The organism is Gellertiella hungarica, assembly GCF_014197145.1.
GTDB lineage: Bacteria > Pseudomonadota > Alphaproteobacteria > Rhizobiales > Rhizobiaceae > Gellertiella > Gellertiella hungarica.
In genome coordinates, this window is sequence record NZ_JACIEZ010000012.1 from 1 (window position 1) to 23,523 (window position 23,523).

The following is a 23,523-nucleotide window of genomic DNA, read 5'->3' on the forward strand; positions in this document are numbered from 1 at the left end:
GAGTCCCCGCCGGGGGCATGCGAAAACCCCGGAAGGAGCGCGATGGGCGCAGAGAGACCGAAGTTGCGTTGGCAAAAGCCGAAACGGGGCGCGGATTGCGCCATATACTTATTCATACGAGGTGCACCCGCGCCCCGGCCACCCCCTCGTGTCCCGAGGGAAGGACATGATGCATCCCCCGGCCTTTCCAAGGGCGCGGGAAGGATGACGCATGGGAATTGGAATGGGAATGACGGCGCCCCCTTCCGTGACGAGCGGGAGGGGGGGCTGGGATTGGGTGGCGTGCAGCGCCGCGTGTGACGTAACGCACACCCCTCTGCCCTGCGAACTGTCGAGTTTGCCGATACGCACCCCCCTCTGCCCCTGCCGGGGCATCTCCCCCTCAAGGGGGGAGATTGAGCGCCGCGTTTGCCGCACCGCACCCCCCTCTGCCCTGCCGGGCATCTCCCCCTCAAGGGGGGAGATCGGGATGGGGTTTATGATGGAAGTCCCCAGCCACCGTTTCTGCAAAATGAGACGCTTGTTGTCTGGCGAAACCATAAAACCCACGGTCGATCTCCCCCCTTGAGGGGGAGATGTCCCGGCAGGGACAGAGGGGGGTGCACATCGGCAAACTCGACCTCCGATCTCCCCCTTGAGGGGGAGATGCCCCGGCAGGGGCAGAGGGGGGTGCGGCACGGCAAACGCAACGCCTTGCGGGCAAAGGGGAGGTGCGGTGCGGCAAACTCAACCCAATACAAAACCCGACCGGAAGACAGAAAGGGAGATGAGAGATGAACGGAAGGCATGTGCACTGGGAGCAGCTGGTGGCCTGGGTGCCCGAGAGCGAACTGAAAAGGCTGGAGGCCATGGAGGTGGGGTATCGGGAGGCGGCCGAGGCGGACAGGCTGTTTGACATATGTCCGGTGCGGCAATGCCGCAGGAAGCGGCAATGCCAGGGACCGCTGGCGACGCGGCCGGAGAAAAGTCTGTGGCCGGAAGACATGCCGATCGAGCTGATGACGGAGTGCCTGTGGCGGTATCCGGGCGAAAAGTGGGCAAGACTGCAGCAGGGGCTGGCCCGGATAGAGGAGGTCCTGGCGCAGGGCCGGAAGGGGAGCCTGCCGGGGCGGGAACTGATGGCGGACCGGATCCGGCGGGACCGCGCCGAACGGAAGGCGGCGAAGGAGGCCTAGAGATCGAGACCGTGGCGGGAGCTCGTCGCGCGTTTCGAGGGCGCGCTCGCCGAGGCGAAGCAACGCGGGCGGGCCGGGGCGGCGCGGGCGGGGCGGTGCGGGCGGGGCGGTGCGGCGCGGGCGGCGCAGTGCGGGCGGGCAGGGGCGGATTGAGCCCGATATCACGGGTTTTCAGGACTTTTCGGGGCCTTTCCGCGCTTGACAGGCCTGCCCCGGGGTTTAAGAAACCGGCCCAATGCTCCAATCATCCACGAGGGATTTCCCCATGACGACGCGTTCGCTTTTCCTGCTTCCCGGTGACGGCATCGGCCCCGAGGCCATGGCCGAGGTCCGCAAGATCATCGCCTACATGAACGAGACCAAGGGCGCCGGCTTCGTGACCGAAGAAGGTCTGGTCGGCGGATCGGCCTATGACGCCCATGGCGCGGCGATCTCGGAAGCGGACATGGACAAGGCGATGAACGCGGATGCGGTGCTGTTCGGCGCCGTCGGCGGGCCGAAGTGGGATGCGGTGCCCTACGAGGTGCGTCCGGAAGCGGGCCTGCTGCGCCTGCGCAAGGACCTGAAGCTGTTTGCCAACCTCCGGCCCGCGATCTGCTATCCGGCGCTGGCCAATGCCTCCTCGCTGAAGCCGGAACTGGTGGAAGGCCTCGACATCCTGATCGTGCGCGAACTGACGGGCGGCGTCTATTTCGGCGAGCCGAAGGAGATCATCGATCTCGGCAACGGCCAGAAGCGCGGCATCGATACCCAGGTCTACGACACCTACGAGATCGAGCGCATCGCCTCCGTCGCCTTCGAGCTCGCGCGCACCCGCAACAACCGCGTCTGCTCCATGGAAAAGCGCAACGTCATGAAGTCGGGCGTGCTGTGGAACCAGGTGGTTACCGAAACCCACAAGGCGAAATATCAGGACGTGCAGCTGGAGCACATGCTGGCCGATGCCGGCGGCATGCAGCTCGTTCGCCAGCCGAAGCAGTTCGACGTGATCGTCACCGACAACCTCTTCGGCGACATGCTGTCCGACGTGGCCGCCATGCTGACCGGTTCGCTCGGCATGCTGCCGTCGGCCTCGCTCGGCGCGCCGGATGCCAAGACCGGCAAGCGCAAGGCGCTCTACGAGCCGGTCCATGGCTCCGCACCTGACATTGCCGGCCAGGGCATCGCCAACCCGATCGCCATGATCGCCTCCTTCGCCATGTGCCTGCGCTACTCCTTCAACATGGTGAAGGAAGCCGACGACCTGGAAAAGGCGATCGCCAACGTACTCGACCAGGGCATCCGCACCGGCGACATCATGGCCGAAGGCTGCCGCAAGGTGGGAACCGCGGAAATGGGCGATGCCATCCTTGCGGAATTCGCCCGGATTTCCAAATAAGAAGCGAAACGGCGCGGTCTGGGGGAAGAATTGCCCGGCAGGGCGCGTCTTCCCCCACCGGGCCACCCGTTCCTTTCGCGTGGCCCCCCGATGGAGGCCATCTTGCCGAAACAGGACGACAGACTGCAAAAGACTTCTCCGGCCTGGCGCCGGAAACTCGACCAGCGATACCGGCGCTACGCGCCGCATCATCCGAAGATTTCCTGGAAGCGCTGGACCGTCGCCACCCTTTTCCTGATCACCCTGGCCGCCTTCTTCTTCGACCGCCCCGCCATCGAATGGGCCCGCACCGGCCCGGAATGGCTGCGCGACTTCGCCGCCGACATCACCGATGCCGGAAAGTCCGGCTGGATCCTCGTCTCGGCCGCGGTGATCGGCATCGGCTCGCATTTCCTCGGCCGCAGGCTCGGTGCCCGCATGCACCGGTTCAGGGCGATCCGGCTGGTCCATGCCTCGCTCTACGTCTTCGTCTCGGTGGCAGGCTCGGGCCTCATCGCCAACCTTGCCAAGTGCGCGATCGGCCGCGCCCGGCCCATGCACATGGACGAGATGGGCACCATGGGCTTCCAGCCCTTCGCCCACGATTATGCCTTCGAAAGCTTCCCCTCCGGCCATTCCACCACGGACGGGGCGCTTGCCATGGCGCTGGCGATCCTGTTTCCGGCCTTCCGCGTGCCCTTCCTGCTGCTGGGCTTCTTCCTCGCCACCACCCGCACGCTGGTGGTCGCCCACTACCCGAGCGACGTGATCGGCGGCTTTTCGCTGGGCGCCTGGTTCGCGCTGATGATGGCGATCGTCTTTGCCCGCTACGGCATCCTGTTCCGCACGGGCCTGCCGGGAGCACGCGCGCAATAACCCGCGCCACGGCCGCCCGATCCGGGGGCCGACCCCCCGAAGCCCGGCACTTGGGGTGCCCGCGGCCAGGGGCCGCAGACAGGAAAAAACCCGGCACCTGAGGTGCCCGCGGCCAGGGGCCGCAGACAAGAAAAAACCCGGCACCTGAGGTGCCGGGTCAGAGGCCGGGAAGCGAGGGGCTACCCGGCCTTGTCGATGAAATCCGGGATCACGCGTTGATGTCGTTGTTCCGGGTTTCCTTGAGGAAGATCAGGCCGATGACGGCGCAGACCGCAGCGATGACGACCGGGTACCAGAGGCCGTAGTAGATGTCGCCCTTGGCGGCGCTCATCGCGAAGGCCGTGGCCGGAAGCAGACCGCCGAACCAGCCGTTGCCGATGTGGTAGGGCAGCGACATGCCGGTGTAGCGGATGCGGGTCGGGAACATCTCGACGAGCATGGCGGCGATCGGACCGTAGACCATGGTGACGTAGAGCATCAGCACCGTGAGGAGCACGACGATCATGGTCGAGTTCACCTGGGCGGGATCGGAGACCATCTTGAAGGCGCCGGCGCCGGGGATGGTGTAGACCGGGATCTCGGTTGCCGAACCGGCTTCCTCGGCGGTCACGATCTTGTCCTTGATCGCGGCTGCGGTGGGAACCATGGTCTTCTCGGTCGCCTGGATGGCGGCGAGGTCGAGCTTCAGCTCGGGGTTCTTCTCGACGAAGCCGGCGAGCTTGGATTCGGCGACCTTGGCCGGATCGCGGACCAGCGGATAGCCGGCGGCCTGAAGGGCCAGGTTGATCTGCTTTTCGAAGGCAGCGGTCTTGGCCTTGGCTTCCTCGCCGGCAGCGACGGCGTCGAAGCTGGTGATCGTGGCATCGCCGAGCTTGACCACGGCATCCGCGGCAGCGGCATCGGTGACGACGCTGTAGGGCACGGAGTTCTTGGTCAGGAAGGCGGTGGCGATGTCGCAGGAAGTGGTGAACTTGGCCGTACCGGTCGGGTTGAACTGGAAGTTGCAGTCGCCCGGCTTGGCGGTCACGGTGGCCTGGATGGTGGCCTGGGCATTGGCAAGAGCCGGGTTGCCGTAGGTGGTCAGGCCCTTGAAGATTGGGCAGTAGGTCAGCGCCGCCAGGATCATGCCGGCCAGAATGATGGGCTTGCGGCCGATCTTGTCCGACAGCCAGCCGAAGACGACGAAGAACATCGTGCCGATGGCAAGGGCGATGGCAACGAGGATGTTGGCCGTCTGTGCATCGACCTTCAGCACGTTGGTGAGGAAGAAGAGCGCATAGAACTGGCCCGAGTACCAGACGACGGCCTGGCCGGCGACGGCGCCGAAGAGGGCGAGGATCGCGATCTTGGCATTCTTCCACTGGCCGAAGGCTTCGGAAATCGGGGCCTTCGACTGCTTGCCCTCTTCCTTCATCTTCTTGAAGGCGGGGGATTCGTTCATCTTCATGCGGATCCAGACGGAGATGCCGAGCAGGATCGAGGAGACGAGGAAGGGAATGCGCCAGCCCCAGTCGGCGAAGGCGGTCTTACCGAGGGCAAGCTGGATGCCGAGGATGATCAGGAGCGACAGGAAGAGACCGAGCGTCGCGGTGGTCTGGATCCAGGACGTGTAGAAGCCGCGGCGGCCATCGGGAGCGTGTTCGGCAACATAGGTGGCCGCACCGCCATACTCACCGCCGAGCGCCAGGCCCTGCAGCAGGCGCAGCACGATGAGCAGCACCGGCGCCCAGATGCCGATCGAGGCGGAACCGGGCAGGAGACCGACGAGGAAGGTGGACAGACCCATGATCAGGATCGTCACGAGGAAGGTGTACTTGCGGCCGACGAGATCGCCCAGGCGGCCGAACACCAGCGCGCCGAACGGACGCACGAGGAAGCCCGCGGCAAAGGCCAGCAGCGTGAAGATGTTGCGGGTCGCTTCCGGGAACTCGGCAAAGAAGGCCGCGCCGATGAAGGTCGCCAGTGAACCGTAGAGATAGAAGTCATACCATTCGAAGACGGTGCCGAGCGAAGAGGCGAAGATCACCTTCTTCTCTTCGGCTGTCATGGGGCGGGTCTGAGAACCCGCGGCAGCTGTGTAAGCCATTAATCTGTCCTCCGCAGAAGCCCAAGGGGCGAAAAGGCGGCCCGCTCAGCTCCTCCAGAAAGCTGTCCCTTGCGGGAGTGGCACGCTTAACAAAAGACTGACAGAAAACAGGTATGAGAGTCAGAGATGCTTTTGGTTTATGACTTTAGTCGTATATTTTGCAGTGCAAACAGGCACATGGCGCGAATTTTGCACCCGCACAGAAGCCCCTTGGCGCGCCCCTCGGGCAAAGGGCGCGAGACTTGACCCGACTGGCGCGATGGCTTAGCGAGAAAGCCTTGAAAAACCGGCTGGATCGCCACCGGCACGATCACGACCTCCAGAATGCACGCCATGCCGGATAGCCTCGACACTCCCCTCCGTCCCGCCGGACCCGGCAGGATCCTCGCCTATACGGGCGACGTGTTCCGGCACAATCCGTGGAAGCATACGGTCGTCTTCTTCTTCCGCTCCTTCTGGCAATACCGGCTGACCACACGCTGGATCGCCTTCATCGAGGATTTTTCGCGCAGGCTGGGGCTCGGCGCGCCGCCGCTCGAGCTGGTGCGCAAGGCCTTCGGCGCCTATTTCACCCTCAACCATTCGCTCGAGGGCCGCGAGGCGCTGCTCGAGGAGCACTACCGGCTTGCCGCCGGGCGCCTGCCGCTCGACCGCTGGAAGGCCTTCTTCGCGGGCGAGAGCGTGGAGCTCGGGCGCATCGCGGGCAAGAAGGATGCCTACATCGTCTGGCTGCGGCGTTCGGACCAGTGCGGCACCCGCCACGAGGGCGAATGGACGGGCGGGTTCGAAAGCGCGGCCACCGGGGTGCTGCTGTGCCGGATCACCTTCATCCTGGCGCGCGATGCCCGGGGCCAGCCGACGGTGGCCATCGGCGGCCTGCAGGGACCGGGCCGCGAGATCCCGAAGACGGCGCTCGTCACCGCAACGCGCGATCTGGGCGGCCTGAGGCCGAAGGATGCCATGCTGCTGGTGGCGGCCGGCATCGCCCGCTCGCTGGGCGCCGGCGAGATGCTCGCCATCGACAATGACAGCCACCCGATCAACTACCGGGCAAAGCGCCGTCGCTCCCGGATGCTGACGGACTACGACGACTACTGGCGCGAGCGCGGCGGCGTCGAGGGCGGCCCCTTCGGATTCGTGATTCCGGCCAAGGATCCCGCCGAGGCCGAGCCCGGCAACAAGCGCCGCGACGAGGCCAAGAAGGCGTTCTTCGATTGCGGTTTTGCACTGCTCTGCGGAAAGCCCGGCGAGGGCTGAGCCGCAGCGAAGCGGTCTGCACCGGTGGCCGCTCCCTCCGCAAAGCCGCTTGACTCGATTGAAAAATGTCGTAAAGACCTGCGGCAGACAAAGGAAATTTCCCGAGATGCCGTTCTCATTGCTGATCCTTGCTGAGAGACATCACCCGGCGCACTTCGCCGGCGGGAACCGATTTGTTTCCGTATCTTCCAAAACCACGGCCAAAACGACGACGAAAACCGTCTGACGTCTCTGGCCTGCCGCTCTCTCCCCGGCCCGGCTGGGGACAAGGAAAACGCCGAGGCGCCCCCTCGCGGCTTTCCCCTCCCAACCCAAGAGGAGAGACAGAAAGAGAGCAAGACAATGGGTTTCAAAGTCGCAGTCGCAGGCGCCACCGGCAATGTCGGTCGCGAAATGCTGAACATCCTCGCAGAGCGCGGTTTCCCGGCCGATGAGGTCGTGGCGCTGGCTTCCGCCCGCTCCCAGGGCACGGAAGTCTCCTTCGGCGACAAGGTGCTGAAGGTGAAGAACCTCGAGAACTACGACTTCTCCGATACCGACATCTGCCTGATGTCCGCCGGCGGCGACGTTTCCAAGAAGTGGTCGCCGAAGATCGGCCAGCAGGGCTGCGTCGTGATCGACAACTCGTCTGCCTGGCGCTACGACGCCGACGTGCCGCTGATCGTTCCGGAAGTGAACCCCGACGCGATCGAGGGCTTTTCCAAGAAGAACATCATCGCCAACCCGAACTGCTCGACCGCGCAGCTCGTCGTCGCGCTGAAGCCGCTGCATGATTATGCGAAGATCAAGCGCGTCGTCGTCTCGACCTACCAGTCGGTCTCCGGCGCCGGCAAGGACGGCATGGACGAGCTGTTCAACCAGACCCGCGCCGTCTTCGTCGCGGACCCGATCGAGAACAAGAAGTTCACCAAGCGCATCGCCTTCAACGTCATCCCGCACATCGACGTGTTCATGGAAGACGGCTACACGAAGGAAGAGTGGAAGGTTCTCGCCGAGACCAAGAAGATGCTCGACCCGAAGATCAAGGTGACCTGCACGGCCGTGCGCGTGCCGGTCTTCATCGGCCACTCGGAGTCGGTCAACATCGAGTTCGAGAGCGAAATCACCGCCGACAAGGCCCGCGACATCCTGCGTGAGGCCCCGGGTTGCCAGGTGATCGACAAGCGCGAGAACGGCGGCTACATCACGCCTTACGAAAGCGCCGGCGAAGACGCCACCTACATTTCCCGCATCCGCGAGGACGCGACCGTGGAGAACGGTCTCAACATGTGGGTCGTTTCCGACAACCTCCGCAAGGGGGCCGCGCTGAATGCGGTGCAGATCGCCGAGCTTCTGATCAATCGCGGGTTGATCAAGTCGCGCAAGCAGGCAGCATGATTACCATTTGGTAAACAGTTTTGATTAAAAGCTTCGCAATCCTTCGGGACTTTGCGAAGCTTTTTGAATTCCGGCAGTTGGATCGGACCGGCGCGGGGCCGGGCCCCGGGCATGGCGCCCCCAGCCGAACGGAGACCTATGACGGGGATGGGAATGCGCAACGGCAAGATCAGGGCAGTTTTGATCGCAGCAGGCCTGATGGCCTTCGGACCGGGAGCGGCCTTCGCTGCGTCCTGCAGCAATACCGGCGGTGCCTTTCCCGCCTGGGTGGAAGAATTCAAGCAGGAAGCGGCGGCCAACGGCGTCAGTGCCTCGGTTCTCGACCGCGCCTTTGCCAACGTGGCCTACAACAAGGGCACGATCCGCGCCGACCGCGGCCAGAAGAGCTTCAAGCTCTCCTTCGACCAGTTCATGAAGAAGCGCGGCGGGCAGACCATCATCTCGCGCGGCAAGGGCGTCAAGCGCGCCAATGCGGCCCTCTTTGCCCGCATCGAAAGCCGTTTCGGCGTTCCGGCTGGCCCGCTGATCGCGATTTGGGGCATGGAAACCGGCTTCGGCAGCTACATGGGCAAGGAGCACACGCTCTCGGCCGTGGCAACGCTGGCCTATGACTGCCGGCGTTCGGCCTATTTCACCGAGCAGCTCTATGCGGCGCTGAAGCTGGTTGCCGAGGGCAACCTGAGCCCCGATGCCCGGGGCGCGGCCCATGGCGAGATCGGCCAGACGCAGTTCCTGCCGCTCAACGTGGTGAAATACGGCGTGGACGGCGATGGCGACGGGCACATCGACCTCGTTCGGTCGCGCGCCGATGCGCTGGCCTCCACCGCAAACTTCCTGCGCGGCCATGGCTGGAGCGCCGGTGCCGGCTATCAGCCGGGCGAGCCCAATTTCGGCGCGCTGCAGGGCTGGAATGCCGCAAGCGTCTACCAGCAGGCCATTGCCTATATCGGCCAGCAGATCGACGGCGAGTAAGCCCGCCTGCCCCGAGCTGACGAAACGAAAGAGCCGGCAAAGCCGGCTCTTCCCGTATCTGCAGGCCGAAAAAACTCAGACTTGCGGCCGCTGGAAATCGCCGGTCTTGCCGTCCATCACCCAGAGCTCCCCGGTCGAGATGTCGAACCAGGCGCCATGCAGGTTGATCTTGCCGCGCTCCTCGAGGATGCGGACGCAGGGGAAGGTGCGCAGGTTGCTGATGGAATTGCGGATCGAGACGCGCTCGAGCGCCGTCTGGCGCTCGCCGGGGGTCATCACGTCGTTCATCTGGATCTGTTCGGCAGCGGCGCTGACCAGCCCCATCCACTTGCCGATGAAATCGCCGGGCGAAAGCGGCTCCGCATTGGGATCGAGTGCGGCGCGGATGCCGCCGCAGCGGCCATGGCCCATCACCACGATATCCTTGACCCGCAGCGACTGGACGGCGAATTCCAGCGCCGCTGAGGTGGAGTGATAGGTGCCGTCGGGCTCGTAGGGGGGCACCATGTTGGCGACGTTGCGCACCACGAAGAGTTCGCCGGGACCGGAATCGAAGATCATTTCCGGCGCGGCCCGGGAATCGCAGCAGGCGATCACCAGCGTCTTCGGCTGCTGCCCGTTGTCCGCCAGGACCCGGTACCGCTCCCGTTCGCTGCTGTAGCGTCCGGTCATGAAGTTGCGGTAGCCGTCGATGAGATAGTCGGGGAACGTATGCATGCGGCGGAAGCTACAGGCTGCACCCGCCAAGATCAACCTTGGGACCGCCGTCATCCGACGAATTAACGACCCTTTTCGCCACCCCGGGCGAAGCGGTCAGCTGCGCTTCTTCTGCGCCGGATGGAAAAGCTTGCGCATCTGCACCATGGCCATGGGCGTGGAAAGGCTGGCGGCATGGGTCTCGAGCGCCAGCTCGTCGCCGCCGGTCTTGGCGGTGCGGGCGAGGATCTCGAAGACGGAGGCGGTTGCCAGCTGCAGGGCCCGCTCCTCCTCCATCCCCTCCAGGAGACGGGCGAGAAAAAGCGCCGCGAGCAGATCGCCCAGGCCGTTCGGCGCATTCTCCACCAGCCGGTTCTCGGCGAGCAGCGCCGTCTTGCCGGAGAGGTAGAGATTGCCCGTGCCGCCCGCCATCATCGGCACGGCCGAGGTGACCAGCATGCGCGGCGGACCGAGGGCGAGCGCCGCCTCCATGATCGCGGCATTGCTGTCGAGGGCGGATCCCGCCATCCAGGCGAGTTCATACCGGTTGGGCGTGGCCAGCGATGCCAGCGGAACCAGCCGGTCGCGAATGGCAATGGCGGTGTCTTCCGCCACGTAAAGGCCGCCGAGATCGCCGATCACGGGATCGCAGGCATAGAAGAGACCAGGATTTTCCCCCCGCAGGCCCTCGACCAGCCGGGCAATGGAGGCCGCCTGGGCGGCATTGGCGAGATAGCCTGACAGCACCGCCCGGACCTCGCCCCGCCAGGGTGCGCGCAGGAGATCGTCGATCGCGCGGTCGAATTCCTCGGCGCCGAAGACCATGCGGGTGGAGGGGCCGTGGCCCGGATGCCAGGGCAGGACCACCGTCGGCAGCGACCAGACCGGATGGCCGAGCATCTCCAGCGCAAAGACGGCCGCCCGGTTGCCCACCGAGCCGCGCACCACGTGGCTGGAGATGGCGATGACCGCACCCTTGTCCGCCGCACCCTTCATTGCCCGCTCCCGCCTCAGAGACACCGCCGTGAGATGCGTCCATTTCCCCTCGCCTGTCAACGCGAAAGAGAGGCGCATTTTGCGTCAGCTTTAAACAAATTCTCAAAAACGACCGCTATTTTTTAAGAAATTAGCGGAAATATGGGCTTTGACACGCAAAAAATTGGAAATTTGGTCAAAAAAAGCGCGAACTGCCCGCTATGGTCCAACGGCGCGCGTGATTCCCCCCCGAAATCGCGCCTGCCACACTGATTCCCGGTAAGGAGGAGACCCATGGGAGCCCGTAACCATCCGAAACGTGACAAGCTCATCGACAGCGCCCGCAAGCTGGCGCTTGCGGCAGAGAGCCGTCATCTGGATCCCGGCATCCTGTTCGGTCATGCCAGCAACGACGACCTGGAAGCCTTCTCCGCGGACATGCTGGCCCGGGCCGCCATTCATGCCGCCTCCGAACTCGACGGATGGGACGGGGAAAACGCCCGCGTGACCATCACGCCTGTCGACACGGTGGAGCCCGGCGGCATTCCCGTCTCGGTGCTCAGCGTGACAGACCGGAACATGCCCTTCCTCTATGACAGCGTGATGGGCGAGGTGACCTCCACCCACCGCGACATCTTCCTGGCCGTCCACCCGATCGTGGTGAAGCAGGAGGACGGCACCCTTTCCGCCTTCGATCCGGACCGCAACGGCGAGAAGGGCAGGGCGGTGAGCCATATCCAGCTCCATCTCGCCCCGGTGACGCCCGGCCAGGGCGCGGAACTGGTGAAGCGCGTGGAAACGGTGCTCTCGCAGGTCCATGGCGCCATTGCCGACTGGAAGCCGATGCTCTCGCTGCTCGACAGCGTCATGGCGGAACTGCAGGCCTACCAGCCCGGCCGCCGCAAGGCCGAGCGCGACGAGACGCTCGCCTTCCTCGACTGGCTCAGGCGCGACAACTTCACCTTCCTCGGCATGCGCGAATACATCTATTCCGGCAAGGGCGCGAAAGCGAAGGTCGAGCGCGGCAAGGGCAGGGGCCTCGGCATCCTCTCCGATCCGGACGTGCTGGTGCTGCGCCAGGGCAAGGATGCGGTGACGACCACGCCCGAAATCCTCGAATTCCTGCAGGGGCCGGAATTCATCATCGTGACCAAGGCGAACGTCAAATCCGTCGTCCACCGCCGCGCCTACATGGATTATGTCGGCATCAAGCGTTTCGACGAGAACGGCAACGTGATCGGCGAGCTGCGCGTGGTGGGCCTCTTCACCTCGACGGCCTATACCGGCCCCGCCTCGCAGATCCCGCTGCTGCGGCGAAAGGTGGAGAAGGTCGTCGACCATTTCGGCTTCGATCCCGCGAGCCATTCCGGCCGCCTCCTGCAGAACACGCTGGAATCCTACCCGCGCGACGATCTCTTCCAGATCGAGCCGGGCCTTCTGGCAAGCTTCTGCGAACAGATCAACGATCTCTCCGACCGTCCGCGCGTGCGCGTCCTGCCGCGCATCGACCATTTCGACCGCTTCGTCTCGGTGCTCGTCTATGTTCCCCGCGAGGAATACAATTCCGCCGTGCGCGAGCGCATCGGCCAGTATCTGAAGACCGTCTATGACGGGCGCGTCTCGGCCTATTACCCGGCCTTTCCCGAAGGCGGCGTGGCCCGCGTTCACTTCATCATCGGCAGAAGCGGCGGCAAGACGCCGCGCATCCCGCAGGCCCGGCTGGAACAGGCGATCCGCGAGATCACCGCGCGCTGGACGGAGCGCTTCGAGCAGCTCGCCGGCGAGGATGCCCCGCGCATCGCGGTAAGCCAGGCCTTCGAGGAGGCCTTCACGCCGGAAGAGACGGTGGCAGACCTCGACCACATCGTTGCCTGCTTCCGCGGCACGCCCGTCAGCATCGTCTTCAAGACCCGGCCCGACGATCCGAAGCTGCTCTCGCTCCGGCTCTACCATGCGAAGACGGATCTGGCGCTCTCGCGGCGCGTGCCGCTGCTCGAGCATCTCGGCTTCAACGTCATCAGCGAACGCACCTTCGACATCGAATGCACGGGCCCGGACCGGACCGAGGGGCTCGTGGTGCTGCATGTGATGGAACTGGAGCCGAAGAGCGGCGAACCGATGGATCTCGCGGCCCATGGGGCAGCCCTCACCGAAGCCTTCCTCGATGCCTTCCACGGCCGCATCGACAACGACACCTTCAACCGGCTGGTGCTCCTGGCAGGCCTGACCGCCCGCGAGGCGATGGTGCTGCGGGCGCTCGCGCGCTACCTGCGCCAGGCAGGCATTGCCTATTCGCAGGATTACATTGCCGAGACTCTGGCTAAATATCCCGGCATCGCCGCCGCCTGCTTCCGGCTGTTCCGCGACCGGTTCGATCCGAAGCTGACCGACAAGAACAGGGCAAGGCGCACCGCCGAGCATCTGGAGGAGATCGAGACGGCACTGGCCGCCGTGCCGAGCCTCGACGAGGACCGGATTCTCCGCCGCTACGTCAACCTCATCCAGGCGACGCTCCGGACCAACTACTTCCAGCGCCGGGCGGACGGAACGCCCAACCCGATGCTGGCCTTCAAGCTCGATCCGCACCTGCTGGACGGGCTGCCGGAACCGCGCCCCTTCCGCGAGATCTTCGTCTATGGCGTGGAGGTGGAAGGCGTCCACCTGCGCTTCGGCAAGGTGGCCCGCGGGGGCCTGCGCTGGTCCGACCGCGCCCAGGACTACCGCACCGAGGTGCTCGGCCTCGTGAAGGCGCAGCAGGTGAAGAATTCGGTGATCGTGCCCGTGGGCGCCAAGGGCGGCTTCTTCCCGAAGCTGCTGCCCGCCAGCGGCACCCGCGACGAGATCTTCGCCGCCGGCACCAATGCCTACAAGACCTATATCCGCACGCTGCTGTCGATCACCGACAACATCGAGGGGCAGGACGTCGTGCCGCCGAAGGACACGGTGCGTCTCGACGGCGACGACCCCTATTTCGTCGTCGCGGCCGACAAGGGCACCGCGACCTTCTCCGACACCGCCAATGCGCTGGCCCAGGAAGCCGGCTTCTGGCTGGACGATGCCTTCGCATCCGGCGGCTCCGCCGGCTACGACCACAAGAAGATGGGCATCACCGCGCGCGGTGCCTGGGAGGCGGTGAAGCGCCATTTCCGGGAAATGGACATCGACATCCAGACCACGCCCTTCACCGTGGCGGGCGTCGGCGACATGTCGGGCGACGTCTTCGGCAACGGCATGCTGCTCTCGCCGAAGATCCGGCTGATCGCCGCCTTCGACCATCGCGACATCTTCATCGATCCGGACCCGGACATGGCGCGCAGCTTTGCCGAGCGCCAGCGGCTGTTCAACCTGCCGCGCTCCAGCTGGCAGGACTATAACCGCAACGTTCTGTCAAAGGGGGCGATGATCGTTTCCCGTTCGGAAAAGTCCGTGAAGCTGACGAACGAGGCCGCCGCCGCGATCGGCATCGGCAAGACCACGGCCACCCCCTTCGAGATCATGACCGCGATCCTGAAGGCGAAGGTGGACCTGCTCTGGTTCGGCGGCATCGGCACCTACATCAAGGGCCCGGGCGAGACGGATGCGGAAGTGGGCGACCGCGCCAACGATCCGATCCGCATTCTCGGCACGGAAGTGGGCGCGAAGGTGATCGGCGAGGGCGCCAATCTCGGCGTTACCCAGCGCGGCCGCATTGCCTACAGCCTGGCCGGCGGGCGCTGCAATTCCGACGCCATCGACAATTCCGCGGGCGTCAACTCCTCCGACGTCGAGGTCAACATCAAGATCGCGCTCGCCTCGGCCATGCGCGACGAGCGGCTGACGCGGGCCAAGCGCAACCAGCTTCTCGCCTCCATGACCGACGAGGTCGCAAGCCTGGTGCTGCGCAACAACTACCTGCAATCGCTGGCGATTTCGCTGACCTCGCGCAAGGGCACCGCCAATGGCCGCGAGCTCGGGCGGCTGATGGACGTGCTGGAGGCCGCGGGCCAGCTGAACCGCAAGGTGGAAACGCTGCCCGACGACGCGGCCTTTGCCGAACGCTATGCCGGCAACAAGCCCCTGACCCGGCCGGAGATCGGCGTGCTGCTCTCCTATGCCAAGCTGGTGCTCTTCGACCAGCTGACCGCCAGCGACGTGCCGGACGAACCGGTCTTCAACGGCGTGCTGACCCGCTACTTCCCCGCCAAGATGCAGCGCACCTATGCGCGCGACATCGCCGGCCACCGGCTGCGCCGCGAGATCATCGCGACGGTGCTGGCCAACGAGGTGATCAACCGCGGCGGCCCCGGCTTCGTCGTCAATCTCAGCGAAAGCGCCGGTGTCTCGCCTGCCGAGGTGGTGCGCGCGGCGATGCTGGCCCGCGAGGGCTTCGATTTCGCCCGCCTCTGGACCGAGGCCGACCGGCTGGACAACCAGATCGGCGGGGAGGCGCAGAACGGCTTCTACGCCGAGATCGGCGCGATCTTTGCGGGACTTACCCGGCTTCTGCTGCGCAACGGCATGCAGGGCAGCTCGATGGAGGAAGCCGGCCAGAAGCTGGCCCAGGCGGTGAAATCGCTGAAACCCATCCTGCGCTCGATCATGCCGGCGGACCTGACTGCCGAGATCGCGGAGACCGAAACGGCCTTCGTCTCGGCCGGCATTCCCCCGGCGCTCGCCGCGGAAGTGGCGGAGCTGCGCGCCCTGCTGATCGTGCCCGAGATCATGCAGATCTGCGAGCGCACCGGCGATTCGCTCGCCCGCGCCTCGGAGGCCTACATGGCCGTTTCGCAGCGTTTCCACGTGGGCAGGCTGCTGTCCGCAGCCGCCCATGTCACGCCGGCGGACGCCTATGAGGGCATGGCGCTGTCCCGCGCCCGCGACCAGATCGCCGCCGCGCGGCAGCAGATCGTCATCTCGGCGCTGACCCAGCACCGCAAGGACAAGGCGCCGCTGGATGCCTGGCTGCAGGCGGACCGGAACCGGATTACCCGGCTTTCCTCCGAACTGAAGACGGTGACCGACAGCGGAGAGCCCACCGTCGCCAAGCTGACGGTTGCCGCCGGCATGCTGAGCGACCTTGCCTTGGCCTGAGTGAAATGAGACAGTCCCCCGCATCGAGACGCGGTGCGGGGGCATGACGTGACGGAAGCGATGACGAGGGCGCCGGAGAGCGGGGCCGTACCGCGGCGGGGCATCTGGGGCTGGATGCTGTTCGACTGGGCGGCACAGCCCTTCTTCACCGTGGTCACCACCTTCATCTTCGGGCCCTATTTCGTCGCCCGCCTCACCGACGATCCGGTCGGGGCGCAGGCCATGTGGAGCAACATGGCGACGATCTCCTCCGTCGTCATTGCCATCTTCTCCCCCATTCTCGGCTCGATCGCCGACCAGTCCGGCGCGCGAAAGCCGTGGTCGCCTTCTTTGCGGTGATCAAGATCCTCAGCCTCTGCGCCCTCTGGCAGGCCGCCCCCGGCTCGCCGCTGCTCGTGCCCGTCGTCGCCATGATCCTTGCCTCGATCGCGGCGGAATTCTCCATCGTCTTCAACGATTCCATGATGCCGCGCCTCGTTCCGAAGGACGAGGTAGGCAAGCTTTCCAACATCGCCTGGGGTCTCGGCTATCTCGGCGGCATGATCGTGCTGATCTTCGTCGTCGGATTCCTGGCTGGCAACCCGGATACCGGCAAGACCCTGCTCGGTGCCGATCCGCTCTTCGGGCTCGATCCCGGGACCGGGGAGGATGCGCGCATCACCGGCCCGCTTTCGGCCGCCTGGTATCTCGTCTTCATCCTGCCGATGTTCCTCTTCACGCCGGATGCGAAGCAGGGTCTGCCGATCGGCAGGGCGGTTTCGGCCGGCCTCTCCGAGCTCGGGCACACGCTGCGCGAACTGCGCCACCGCGCAGGCATCCTGCGCTTCCTGGTGGCCCGCATGCTCTATCAGGACGGGGTCAACGGGCTGCTCATCCTGGGCGGCACCTTCGCCGCCGGGATGTTCGGCTGGGCGACCATGGAGATCGGCCTCTACGGCATCATGCTGAACGTGGTCGCCATCTTCGGCAACATGATCGCCGGCTGGGTAGACCTGCGCGCCGGCTCCAAGCGGGTGGTGCTCCTCTGCCTGGTGCTTCTCATCGTCGCGACGCTCGGCGTCATCTCGACCGGCCCGGGCTATACGCTCTTCGGCCTCCTCCCCCTTTCGACGGCGGACAGCGGCGGCGTCTTCGGCACCGCAGCGGAAAAGGCCTATATCCTCTACGGACTCCTGATCGGCATTTCCTTCGGACCCGTCCAGGCCTCCTCCCGCTCCTACCTCGCCCGCAGCGTCAGCCCCGAGGAGGCGGGCCGCTATTTCGGCATCTACGCGCTTTCCGGCCGGGCGACGAGCTTCATGGCCACGCTCGCCTTCTCGCTCGTCACCTACTGGAGCGATTCCGCCCGCTTCGGCATGGCAACACTGCTCTTCTTCCTCGTCTCGGGACTGGTCCTGCTGATCGCCACGCCCTACCCCGCCGATGACCGGCGGTGACGCTGTGTCGATTCGCACCGCCGCACGGCGTTGGGTTTGCGGTACCGCACCCCCCTCTGCCCCTGCCGGGGCATCTCCCCAGGCGGACGAGCTTCGCTCGCCGCGAGGGGGGAGATTATGGGTGCCTCGCGCGGCGTTTTCTTTGCCGTGCCGCACCCCCCTCTGTCGGCTTCGCCGACATCTCCCCCTCAAGGGGGGAGATGCCCGGCAGGGCAGAGGGGGGTGCAGCACGGCAAACTCGACATAGTGCGAGGCAAGGAGCCGTGCCCCCACCCCATCCCCTCAATGCAGGAAGTGGCGCATGCCGGTGAAGACCATGGCGATGCCGTGTTCGTCGGCGGTGCGGATGACCTCGTCGTCGCGCATGGAGCCGCCGGGCTGGATGACGGCGGTAGCGCCGGCTTCCACCATGGAGAGCAGGCTGTCCGGGAAGGGCAGGAAGGCTTCGGAGGCGACGGCGGAGCCGACGGTGAGCGGCTTGTCGAGCCCCATGAGGCGGGCGGCTTCCTCGGCCTTGATGGCGGCGATGCGGGCGGAATCGACGCGGCTCATCTGCCCGGCGCCGATGCCGACCGTGGTGCCGTCCTTGGCATAGACGACGGCGTTGGACTTCACGTGCTTGGCGACCTTGAAGGCGAACTTCATGTCCTCGAGCTCGGACGGCGTCGGCGCGCGCTTGGTCACGACGCGCAGGTCGAGATCCTCGACGATGCCGTTGTCACGGGTCTGGACGAGAAGGCCGCCGGCGACCGTCTTGGCGGAAAGGCCGCGTTCGCGCGGGTCCGGCAGGCCGCCGGTGACGAGCAGGCGGAGATTGGGCTTCCGGGCGACGATGGCGCAGGCCTCGGGCGAGGCTTCCGGTGCGATGATGACCTCGGTGAACAGCTTGATGATTTCCTCGGCCGCTTCCGCATCCAGCATCCGGTTGAGCGCGATGATGCCGCCGAAGGCGGAGGTGGGGTCGCAGGCAAGCGCCCGCTTGTAGGCCTCGACGAGCGAGCTTCCGACGGCCACGCCACAGGGATTGGCATGCTTGATGATGGCGCAGGCCGGACCGTTTTCCGGCAGGAAGCCGGAAACCAGCTCGAAGGCGGCATCCGTATCGTTGATGTTGTTGTAGGACAGCTGCTTGCCCTGGAGGAGGGTGGCGGTGGCGACGCCTTTGCGGTTTTCGCCGGTGACGTAGAAGCCCGCGCTCTGATGCGGGTTTTCGCCATAGCGCATCTTTTCCTTCAGCACGCCGCCGATGACGCGGTAGCGCGGGATTTCGATGCCGAGCGCCTCGGCAAACCAGTTGGAAATCGCCGCATCGTAGGCCGCGGTGCGGGCAAAGGCCTTGGCGGCCTGGGACTTGCGGTATTCATACGAGGTGCAGCCGTCATCGAAGCGCAGGCTCTGCAGCAGCGCCGGATAATCGGAAGGATCGGTGAGCACGGTGACATAGGCGTGGTTCTTGGCCGCCGCGCGCAGCATGGCCGGTCCGCCGATATCGATGTTCTCGACCGTGGTCGGGTAATCCTCGCCCTTGGCCCGCACCTCCTCGAAGGGATAGAGGTTGATGGCCAGAAGATCGATGGCACCGATGCCATGCTCCGCCATGGCCGCCTGGTGTTCCTGATCGTCGCGGATCGCCAGAAGGCCGCCATGCACCAGGGGATGCAGCGTCTTGACCCGGCCATCCATGATCTCCGGGAAGCCCGTGACATCGGAAACGTCCGTGACCGGAATGCCCTCGGCGGCAATCGCCTTGTGGGTGCCGCCGGTGGACAGGAGCCGCACGCCCATTTCGTGAAGCGCGCGGGCGAGCTCCACGATGCCGGTCTTGTCCGAGACGGAGAGCAAGGCCGTGCGGACCTTCACCTTGTCGGGGGCGGGGATCTTCTTCGATGCGATGGCCATGGCTCTCTCCTGCTGCGTGCGCGCTGAAACCGCTGCTGCCCGGGGAAGGCGCGGTGGCGATGCCACGGCTCTGCCTCCCATGCGGCGTTGCTGATGCGTCCGAGCGTCCGCCTAGCACAGGCGAGACCAAGAGGAAACCGGCCTATCTCTGTCTGATGAACTGCCAGTCGATTTCCGCATGCTCTGCCAGGGAAAACCGCACCTCGATCTGCTCGGAGGCCCGGATGCCCGAGGCGTCGGCAAAGAAGATGTCCTCGGAAATCACCGCCTCGTGTCCGTCGACGGAGAAGAGCCAGCTTTCCCCGTCCGGCGCCTTCAGGAGGACGCTGTCGCGGCCCGCCTGGATGAGATCGATGGCGGGATGGACATGGAAGCGGGCAATGGCGGTGGCCGTTTCGCCCGCACCCGGCGTTTCTCCGCCCGGACGGGTGAAGAAATCCCGCCCGCCAAGCCGCGTGCCGCCCTGCGACAGGCGCAGATGGCGGTGATGCACCAGACCGAAGAGGCCGGCGTAACCGTCATGGCTCATGTCGAGGCGGTCCTCGCCCTCGGCGCTCTCCTCGCGCCGCACCGTGACATGCTTCGGCCCTTCGGCCATCACGGGCCCCAGATAGGACGACTGCGAAAGCCGGCTCGAGGAGGTCTCGTTCAGGATCACCGTCGAATGGGCGGCACTTGCCCGTGCCATCTGCCGGTAGTGGTTGCCGGCAAAGCGCGGCGAACCGGCATTGACGATGAAGCGGTTCTTGCCGGCGGACATCTCGAAGGAAAGCGTGCCCGCATGGGCGGTGCGCGAGGTTTCGAGATCCTGGGCCATGCCGCTGTCGACGATGACGACAGTCTGCCCCGAGGCCATGCGCTGGTAGCCCATGTGGGGCAGGGCCTTGAAGGTCTGGCCGGAGGTCTCGTCATAGCGCAGGACCGCCATCAGCTCGTTGGCAAGCGTCGCGGTGGCGCCGTTGAACAGCGCGAGATCGCCGCCCTGATGCCGGAAGAAACGCAGCGCCGGATACATCCGGTCGATGCCCGAGATCAGCCGCTGCGGCATGTCGTGGCCGAGGTTCATGTAGGTCTGGCGAAGCGGCAGGAGATCGAGCAGCAGGTCGAGGGCTGCGCGCGGATTGCGCGAGACGTGCCCGCCATCGGCGAGGATCTGCGCCTCGATCTCCTGGTCGAGCCGGGCTGCCGCCTTGCGGATCTGTCCGGCGCGCGAGGGCACGGCAAGCGTCAGCATGGCAAGCGCGATGCGGATGCGGAAGCGCGTTTCCGGCTCGATCGCGCTGCCGCAGAGGCGCTCGAGATAGCGGCCCTGATAGACGAGGCTGCGGGAAAAGCGCCGGTAGAAGACCGTGTCCGCACCATTCAGCAGCACCGGCGAGTGGCTGAGCCAGGCAATGAGCCGCGAGGCCACCGTCTCCGGTTCCCAGGCGATGCCGTCGATCACCCGCCCATGGGTGGAGAGCCACTGGTTGACGATGGTGCGGGCCGCGGCGGAGGCTTCCGGCGAACGGAGCGCCCGCAGATGCCGGATCCAGCTGAAGGCGTGGAGCCGCATGGCGAAGGGGCGGGAGGGCAGCTCCAGGAAGAAGGGAGAGGTGCCGTTCGTGTCGAGAACCCGGCCGGCCAGCGGAAACCGGCCTTCGAGAATTTCCTCCGCCACGAAGGCATCGATGGGCCTGAGATCCGTCGGCGCGACGATCAGCCGTTCGGGCGCGCGCACCGAGGCGCGGAACAGCCTGAGGCGCGTGAGCGCGACGCTGCGATGGACGCGGCGGCGTGCTTCGCTCAGGTATGCCCGGTATAGTTGTCCGCCCGCCAGTATCTTCATGTCTTCACAGTTGATTCCCGCATCGCGCGACAATGCGTGGCGCGCCCCGTCATTTCAAGACGCGGTAGAGACGAATCGAACTCTCATTCTTGCGCCGGCTAGCTTTCGCGACGCTTTAGGACCACCGCATAGAAGCCGTCGAGACCGCCGGCAACGCCGTCGCGCGGGGGGATCATGGCGGGCGTCGTGCGCAGCGCGCCCTCGGGGGAGACCGCTTCCTCCAGCCCCGGCCAGCGATCGGGGGAGACCGGGACGCGCTCCATGTCCGTGCGCTCGGCAAGAAGCGCCGCCACCATCTCCTCGCCCTCCTTCGGGTCGAGCGAGCAGTTGGAGAAGACGACGAGCCCGCCCGGTCGCACGAGATCGCAGGCATGGCGCAGCATGCGCGCCTGCAGGGCGGCGAGGTTTTCTATGTCGTCAGGACCCTTGGTCCAGAGCACGTCGGGGTGGCGTCGGGTGGTTCCGGTGGACGAACAGGGCGCATCGAGCAGGGCCGCATCGAAAGGCTCTTCCGGCCGGTAGTCGAGCATGTTGGCCTCGACGAGTTCGGCGGAGAGCTTCAGGCGGTCGAGATTGGCAGCGAGGCGCTTCAGCCGGTTTCCCGACTGGTCGAGCGCGGTGACGCTCGCCCCCGCCGCGGCGAGCTGGGCGGTCTTGCCGCCCGGTGCGGCGCAGAGATCCACCACGCGCCGGCCTTCGAGATCGCCGAAAAGCCGTGCGGGCAGGCTGGCGGCGGCATCCTGCACCCACCACTCCCCCGCCTCGAAACCCTCGAGCGCGGTGATCGGCCGGTCGAAGGGCCGGAGCCTGACGCTGCCGGTCGGCAGCACCACCCCGCCAAGCTTTTCCGCCCAGCCTTGCGGATCCGACCTGACGGTCAGATCGATGGCCGCCGGCGTCAGCTGCGCCTCGGCAATGCGCGCGGCCTCATCGGCGCCATAGACCTCGGTGAGCCGCTCGAAGAACCAGGCCGGCATGGCCGGCACGGCAGCGGACTGTGCGAGGATCCTGTCGCGCTGGCGCCCGAAGCGCCGCAGCACCGCATTGACCAGACCGGCAAAGCGCCGGTTGCGCGGATCGGCATGGGCCTGTTCCACGGCAAGATCGACGGCGGAGTGATCGGGAATGTCGAGATAGAGGATCTGCGCGGCCCCGAGAACCAGCACATGCTGAAGCGCACGCGCGCCTTCCGGCAGCGGGTTGTCGAGCATGGCGTCGAGCGCCGCCTCGATGCGCGGCAGGTGACGGAGCGTCGCGTTGAGCATCGCCCGCACGAGCGCCCTGTCCTGATCGGAAAGGGCCCGGTAGGCGGGGTTGCCGTTCTGGGGATCGAGCATGCCGTCCAGCGACACCTTGCGATCGACGACGGCGGCAAGGATCTTGGCCGCTGCCGCCCGCGCCTCGAAACCGGGCTTGGCAGGCGGCGGCGAGGACCGCTCCCCCTTCGGCGCGCCGGAGCCGGATTTCATCCGGCCTGGCGGACGGCGGGAGGGGCGGTTCTTTTCAGTGGTCAAGACCAGGGTCCTTTGGGCGGTTGGCTGTCTCCGCGTCCCCATGCCGTGTTGGGCACGGAGCGCGCTTTGCGGGTGGGATTAGCAGCCTGAGGGCGCTGCGTCGAGCCGCTTCCCATCTCGGCCGCCAGCCGCTCGAGGGCGGCAATGCGGTTTCCCGTGTCCGGATGGGTGGAGAAGAGGTTGTCCATCCGCTCGCCCGAAAGCGGATTGATGATGAACATGTGGGCGGTGGCCGGATTGCGCTCCGCATCCGCATTGGGGATATGCTCCGCGCCGCGGGCGATCTTGCCGAGCGCCGAGGCCAGCCAGAGCGGATTGCCGCAAATCTCGGCACCGCGCCGGTCGGCGGAATATTCCCGCGTCCGGCTGATCGCCATCTGCACCAGCATGGCGGCAAGCGGCGCCACGATCATCGCAACCAGGATGCCGATGCCGCCGAGGGGACTGCGGTTCTCGCCGTCCCGGTTGCCGCCGAAGAGAAAGGCGAAATTGCCGAGCATCGAGATCGCACCCGCAAGAGTCGCCGTGATCGTCATCGTCAGCGTGTCGCGGTTCTGGATATGGGCGAGCTCGTGGGCCATGACGCCGGCCACTTCCTCGGGCTTCAGCATCTGGAGCAGCCCGGTCGATGCGGCAACGGCCGCGTTTTCGGGATTGCGGCCCGTGGCAAAGGCGTTCGGCTGCGGGCTGTCATAGAGATAGACCTTCGGCATGGGCAGGCCCGCATTTGCCGAAAGATCCCGGATCATGCGGAAGAATTCCGGCGCATTCTCCTCGCTGATCTCCTGCGCATGATAGGCCGAGAGCACCATGCGGTCCGAATTCCACCAGGAGAAGAAGTTCATGCCGGCGGCCACCAGAAGGGCAATCATCATGCCGCTCTGGCCGCCGATGAGGTAGCCGACACCCATGAACAGCGCGGTCATGAAGGCCAGCAGCATGGCAGTGCGGACAAGGTTCATCTGCGGGTGGCTCCTTTCGCCATGGGCGGCAAGGGGTTTTCAT

14 protein-coding genes and 1 pseudogene are annotated in these 23,523 nt (G+C 65.8%); 8 read left to right on the forward strand and 7 right to left on the reverse strand.

From position 1 onward, the window contains the following. The first annotated feature begins 773 nt into the window (after nt 1-773). From GGR23_RS19900 to GGR23_RS19910, 3 genes are all read left to right on the forward strand, one after another. Nucleotides 774-1,175, forward strand: coding sequence for a hypothetical protein (locus GGR23_RS19900; RefSeq protein ID WP_183368076.1), 402 nt, complete (start codon nt 774-776; stop codon nt 1,173-1,175). A 265-nt stretch (nt 1,176-1,440) separates the two neighbouring features. Continuing rightward, a complete protein-coding gene (gene leuB / locus GGR23_RS19905) occupies nt 1,441-2,553 on the forward strand; it encodes a 3-isopropylmalate dehydrogenase (RefSeq protein WP_183368077.1) in 1,113 nt (370 codons plus the stop codon). 102 nt (nt 2,554-2,655) lie between these two features. Next, the gene (locus GGR23_RS19910; protein WP_183368078.1) at nt 2,656-3,408 is read left to right on the forward strand and encodes a phosphatase PAP2 family protein; all 753 of its coding nucleotides are present in this window, start codon (nt 2,656-2,658) and stop codon (nt 3,406-3,408) included. A gap of 208 nt (nt 3,409-3,616) precedes the next feature. Here GGR23_RS19910 and GGR23_RS19915 read toward each other — a convergent pair whose 3' ends face one another. Then, nucleotides 3,617-5,494 (reverse strand): MFS transporter, encoded by a 1,878-nt coding sequence (locus tag GGR23_RS19915; protein ID WP_183368079.1) that lies wholly within the window; start codon nt 5,492-5,494, stop codon nt 3,617-3,619. Between the two features lie 333 nt (nt 5,495-5,827). On the opposite strand from GGR23_RS19915, the gene GGR23_RS19920 reads away from it, so the two are divergent. The 3 genes from GGR23_RS19920 (at nt 5,828) to GGR23_RS19930 (ending at nt 9,100) form a co-directional block, all read left to right on the forward strand. After that, nucleotides 5,828-6,751 carry a DUF535 family protein gene (locus GGR23_RS19920; RefSeq protein WP_183368080.1) on the forward strand — a complete coding sequence of 308 codons (924 nt, stop codon included), beginning with the start codon at nt 5,828-5,830 and terminating at the stop codon, nt 6,749-6,751. A 342-nt stretch (nt 6,752-7,093) separates the two neighbouring features. After that, nucleotides 7,094-8,128, forward strand: coding sequence for an aspartate-semialdehyde dehydrogenase (locus GGR23_RS19925; RefSeq protein ID WP_183368081.1), 1,035 nt, complete (start codon nt 7,094-7,096; stop codon nt 8,126-8,128). 153 nt (nt 8,129-8,281) lie between these two features. Beyond that, nucleotides 8,282-9,100, forward strand: coding sequence for a lytic murein transglycosylase (locus tag GGR23_RS19930; RefSeq protein ID WP_183368082.1), 819 nt, complete (start codon nt 8,282-8,284; stop codon nt 9,098-9,100). 75 nt (nt 9,101-9,175) lie between these two features. Here GGR23_RS19930 and GGR23_RS19935 read toward each other — a convergent pair whose 3' ends face one another. Then, a complete protein-coding gene (locus tag GGR23_RS19935; RefSeq protein ID WP_183368083.1) occupies nt 9,176-9,817 on the reverse strand; it encodes a carbonic anhydrase in 642 nt (213 codons plus the stop codon). Between the two features lie 96 nt (nt 9,818-9,913). Beyond that, nucleotides 9,914-10,792: a pyridoxal kinase PdxY gene (gene pdxY / locus GGR23_RS19940; RefSeq protein WP_183368084.1), complete on the reverse strand. Its 879-nt coding sequence runs from the start codon at nt 10,790-10,792 to the stop codon at nt 9,914-9,916. 273 nt (nt 10,793-11,065) lie between these two features. Between pdxY and GGR23_RS19945 the strand changes: the two genes are divergently transcribed. Beyond that, nucleotides 11,066-15,841: an NAD-glutamate dehydrogenase gene (locus GGR23_RS19945; protein ID WP_183368085.1), complete on the forward strand. Its 4,776-nt coding sequence runs from the start codon at nt 11,066-11,068 to the stop codon at nt 15,839-15,841. A gap of 60 nt (nt 15,842-15,901) precedes the next feature. Further along, nucleotides 15,902-17,277, forward strand: a pseudogene (locus GGR23_RS19950) (MFS transporter). 282 nt (nt 17,278-17,559) lie between these two features. Here GGR23_RS19950 and purH read toward each other — a convergent pair. The 4 genes from purH to htpX form a co-directional block, all read right to left on the reverse strand. Next, the gene (purH, locus tag GGR23_RS19955; protein WP_183368086.1) at nt 17,560-19,176 is read right to left on the reverse strand and encodes a bifunctional phosphoribosylaminoimidazolecarboxamide formyltransferase/IMP cyclohydrolase; all 1,617 of its coding nucleotides are present in this window, start codon (nt 19,174-19,176) and stop codon (nt 17,560-17,562) included. Nucleotides 19,177-19,318: 142 nt separating this feature from the next. Then, complete coding sequence (locus GGR23_RS19960; protein ID WP_382341438.1) at nt 19,319-20,998, reverse strand: heparinase II/III family protein; 1,680 nt, start codon at nt 20,996-20,998, stop codon at nt 19,319-19,321. A gap of 104 nt (nt 20,999-21,102) precedes the next feature. Further along, a complete protein-coding gene (locus tag GGR23_RS19965; RefSeq protein ID WP_183368189.1) occupies nt 21,103-22,473 on the reverse strand; it encodes an RsmB/NOP family class I SAM-dependent RNA methyltransferase in 1,371 nt (456 codons plus the stop codon). A gap of 41 nt (nt 22,474-22,514) precedes the next feature. Then, nucleotides 22,515-23,480 (reverse strand): zinc metalloprotease HtpX, encoded by a 966-nt coding sequence (gene htpX, locus GGR23_RS19970; RefSeq protein WP_183368088.1) that lies wholly within the window; start codon nt 23,478-23,480, stop codon nt 22,515-22,517. Nucleotides 23,481-23,523 lie beyond the last annotated feature (43 nt).